At 60.0% G+C, this 4,406-nt stretch carries 5 protein-coding genes; all 5 read left to right on the forward strand.

Translation table 11 applies throughout. From position 1 onward, the window contains the following. Positions 1–127 (forward strand): arginine deiminase family protein (locus tag ACRESD_RS17185; protein WP_431752014.1); only part of this gene is annotated, 127 nt, incomplete at its 5' end. 11 nt (positions 128–138) lie between these two features. Further along, entirely contained in the window at positions 139–1,149 is a 1,011-nt protein-coding gene (locus ACRESD_RS17190) for an ornithine carbamoyltransferase (protein ID WP_027605559.1), read from the forward strand. Positions 1,150–1,290: 141 nt separating this feature from the next. Further along, positions 1,291–2,220 carry a carbamate kinase gene (gene arcC, locus ACRESD_RS17195; RefSeq protein ID WP_431752012.1) on the forward strand — a complete coding sequence of 310 codons (930 nt, stop codon included), beginning with the start codon at positions 1,291–1,293 and terminating at the stop codon, positions 2,218–2,220. Between the two features lie 18 nt (positions 2,221–2,238). After that, positions 2,239–2,601: a DUF5064 family protein gene (locus ACRESD_RS17200; RefSeq protein WP_122488999.1), complete on the forward strand. Its 363-nt coding sequence runs from the start codon at positions 2,239–2,241 to the stop codon at positions 2,599–2,601. 209 nt (positions 2,602–2,810) lie between these two features. Beyond that, positions 2,811–4,319 (forward strand): sigma-54-dependent transcriptional regulator, encoded by a 1,509-nt coding sequence (locus tag ACRESD_RS17205; protein WP_431752013.1) that lies wholly within the window; start codon positions 2,811–2,813, stop codon positions 4,317–4,319. Positions 4,320–4,406: the final 87 nt, after the last annotated feature.

Genomic DNA, 4,406 nt, shown 5'->3' on the forward strand with positions numbered 1-4,406 from the left:
CACCAACACCCTGCTGCGCAAAGCCGGTGTGGAAGTCATCACCATCAGCGCCGGTGAACTGGGCCGTGGCCGTGGCGGCGGCCACTGCATGACCTGCCCGATCATCCGCGACCCTATCGACTATTAAGGAGATTCACCATGGCTTTTAACATGCGCAACCGCAGCCTGCTGTCGCTGATGCACCACACCACCCGTGAGCTGCATTACCTGCTGGACCTGTCCCGCGACCTCAAGCGCGCCAAATACACCGGCACCGAGCGTCCGCACCTACAGGGAAAAAACATCGCGCTGATCTTCGAGAAAACCTCGACCCGCACCCGTTGCGCGTTCGAAGTGGCGGCCCACGACCAAGGCGCCCACGTCACCTACATCGACCCGGTGTCGTCGCAGATCGGTCACAAAGAAAGCATGAAAGACACCGCCCGCGTGCTCGGTCGCATGTTCGACGCGATTGAGTACCGAGGCTTCGAACAGGAAATTGTCGAAGAGCTGGCCAAGTTCGCTGGCGTGCCGGTGTTCAACGGCCTCACCGCCGAATTCCACCCGACGCAAATGATCGCCGACACCCTGACCATGCGCGAACACAGCGACAAGCCGCTGCATGACATCAGCTACGCCTACCTCGGTGACGCCCGTTACAACATGGGCAATTCGCTGCTGATGATCGGCGCCAAACTGGGCATGGACGTGCGTATCGGTGCACCAAAAGCCCTGTGGCCTCATGAAGATTTCATCAAGCAGTGCCAAGCGTTTGCCGAGGAAAGCGGCGCCCGCATCACCATCACCGAAGATCCGAAAGAGGCGGTGAAAGGCGTGGATTTCATCCACACCGATATTTGGGTGTCGATGGGTGAGCCGGTGGAAGCGTGGGACGAGCGTATCGAGCAACTGCTGCCTTACCAAGTCAACGCCAAGATGATGAAAGCCTCGGGCAACCCGCGCGTGAAGTTCATGCACTGCCTGCCGGCGTTCCATAACAGCGAAACCAAAGTGGGCAAGGACATCGCCGCGCGATATCCGAACCTGGCCAATGGCGTGGAAGTGACGGAGGAAGTGTTCGAGTCGCCGGCCAACATCGCATTTGAGCAAGCGGAAAACCGCATGCATACCATCAAGGCGATTCTGGTGTCGGCACTCGCTGATATCTAAACCTCTAGCTGGCAATGAGGACAAATGTGGGAGCCGGGCTTGCCCGCGATGCAGGCACAGGCTGCTGTGATGCTATCGCAGGCAAGCCAGCTCCCACATTGACCGCGTTCCTTCATCAGAACTTTCAGAAGGACATTTTGTATGCGTATCGTCGTTGCACTGGGCGGTAACGCCCTGCTCCGCCGTGGTGAACCCATGACAGCGGACAACCAACGCGCCAACATCCGGATCGCCACCGAACAGATCGCCAAGATCCATCCCGGCAACGAGCTGGTGATTGCCCACGGCAATGGCCCGCAAGTCGGCCTGCTGTCATTGCAGGCGGCGGCTTACACCCAGGTTTCGCCGTACCCGCTGGACGTGCTCGGCGCCGAAACCGAAGGCATGATCGGCTACATCATCGAACAGGAACTGGGCAACCTGCTGGACTTCGAAGTGCCCTTCGCCACCCTGCTCACCCAGGTCGAAGTGGACGCCCAGGACCCTGCTTTCAAGAACCCGACCAAGCCTATCGGCCCGGTGTACTCCAAGGCCGAAGCGGAAAAGCTCGCCGCTGAAAAAGGCTGGGCCATCGCGCCGGACGGTGACAAATATCGCCGTGTGGTCGCCAGCCCGCGTCCGAAACGCATCTTCGAAATCCGCCCGATCAAGTGGCTGCTGGAGAAAAGCAGCATCGTGATCTGCGCCGGTGGTGGCGGTATCCCGACGATGTACGGCGAAGACGGCAAGCTGCGTGGCATTGAGGCAGTGATCGACAAAGACCTGTGTTCTTCGCTGCTGGCGTCGCAACTGGAGGCCGACTTGCTGGTGATCGCCACCGACGTGAATGCCGCCTTTATCGACTACGGCAAGCCAACCCAAAAGGCCATCGGCCAGGCCCATCCGGACGAAATCGAGAAACTCGGCTTCGCTGCCGGCTCCATGGGGCCTAAAGTGCAAGCGGCTTGCGAGTTCGCCCGCAAGACTGGCAAAACCGCAGTCATCGGTTCACTCTCGGACATTGAAGCCATCGTCCAGGGCAGCGCCGGTACACGCATCAGCACAGCCAAGTCTGGGATCAGTTACCTGTGAAGTAGAGGAGAAACGCCTATGGCCACCTTTGAACCCGGTCACTTGCATGTTGAACGTCACGCGCTAAATGCTCAGGACTACAGCTACAACCTGTGCATCGACTATGAAGTCAGCCAAGACCCAAAGGAAGGCAAAGGAATGCTCTTCAAGCTGCACGGTTCGGTGCAGGGCAAGGACCTCAAGGAAGAGTTTTTCCTGCCCAAGGACCAAGCGTTCGACTTTGCGCGGCATGCGATGAACATCGCGCAGAAATACGGGATGCCGAAGATCGCTGTACTCAATGGTTCCATGCACAAGCAGTACGACTTGATGTTCGAGGATGTGCGACATCAGCTGGATGTGAAATCCGGCGATCCGATCAAACCCGAGCACCTGGAATAACACGCTTGCACTGACACAATACAGGTCAAAATGTGGGAGGGGGCTTGCCCCCGATTGCGGTGGATCAGCTAATAGATCTGTGGCTGACACACAGCCATCGGGGGTAAGTCCCCTCCCACATTTTGCTCTCCATCATTTGTCAGATTTCACCTGCGCCCCGCTCCAAGGCATACTTGCCGCCTCTGTTCTCCAGAACTGCCAATCACCCCATGCGTATCCACGTCAGCTTCATCGACCGCGTCGGCATTACCCAGGAAGTCCTGGCCCTGCTCGGTGGGCGCAATCTCAACCTGGATGCGGTGGAAATGGTGCCGCCCAACGTCTATATCGATGCGCCGACCTTGAGCGCCGAAGTGTTGGAGGAACTGCGCGACGCGCTGTTCAGCGTGCAGGGCGTGCAGGCTGTGACGGTGGTGGACATCCTCCCCGGCCAGCGCCGCCACCTGCAACTCGACGCGTTGCTGGCCGCCATGACCGACCCGGTATTGGCCCTGGACAGCGCCGGCAAGATCCTGCTGGCCAATCCGGCACTGATCGCCCTGTACGGTCGCGAACCGGCTGGAGAAAACATCAGCGAACTGTTCAACGACCCCGCGCTGCTGGAAACCCTGCTGGAGCAAGGCTTCCGCTTGCCATTGCGCGAGATCAGCGTCAATGGCCAGACCCTGCTGCTGGACGCCACGCCCATCACCGACGCCGGCGCCCTGCTCACCCTGTATCAACCCAACCGCATCGGCGAACAACTGTCCGCATTGCACCACGACCATGCCGAAGGGTTTGATGCGCTGCTGGGTGAGTCGCCGGTGATCCGCACGCTCAAGGCCCGGGCGCAACGGGTAGCCGCGCTGGATGCGCCATTGTTGATCCAGGGCGAAACCGGCACGGGCAAAGAGTTGGTGGCACGCGCTTGCCACGCGATCAGTTCGCGGCACAGTGCGCCGTTCTTGGCCTTGAACTGTGCGGCGCTGCCGGAAAACCTCGCCGAGAGTGAGTTGTTCGGTTATGCACCGGGCGCCTTCACCGGTGCCCAGCGCGGCGGCAAGCCGGGGCTGATGGAACTGGCTAACCAGGGCACGGTATTCCTGGATGAGATTGGCGAGATGTCGCCGTATTTGCAGGCCAAGCTGCTGCGTTTCCTGAATGACGGCAGCTTCCGCCGCGTGGGCGGTGACCGTGAAGTGAAGGTCAATGTACGCATCCTCAGCGCCACTCACCGTGACCTGGAAAAGATGGTCAGCGAGGGTACCTTCCGCGAAGACCTGTTTTATCGACTCAATGTGCTCAATGTCGAAGTACCGCCGTTGCGTGAACGCGGCCAGGACATCCTGTTGCTGGCCCGCTACTTCATGCAGCAGGCTTGCGCACAAATCCAGCGCCCGGTATGCCGCTTGGCACCCGGCACCTATCCGGCACTGCTCGGCAACCGCTGGCCGGGCAATGTGCGCCAGCTGCAAAACGTAATCTTCCGCGCTGCCGCCATCTGCGAAAGCAGCCTGGTGGACATAGGCGATCTGGACATCGCCGGCACCTCGGTGGCACGCCAAAACGACGGCGAAGTCGACAGCCTGGAGCAGGCGGTGGAAGACTTCGAACGCGGCCTGCTGGAAACGCTCTACACAAGTTATCCCTCGACCCGCCAACTGGCCAGCCGCCTGCAAACCTCCCACACGGCCATCGCCCATCGCCTGCGCAAGTACGGTATTCCCAACAAGCCTTAACTGACAAAACGCGGTCCAAATGTGGGAGCTGGCTTGCCTGCGATAGCGGTGGGCCAGGCAAACCGCTATCGCAGGCAAGCCAGCTCC

The sequence above is a fragment of the Pseudomonas sp. genome (genome assembly GCF_050739995.1).
GTDB lineage: Bacteria > Pseudomonadota > Gammaproteobacteria > Pseudomonadales > Pseudomonadaceae > Aquipseudomonas.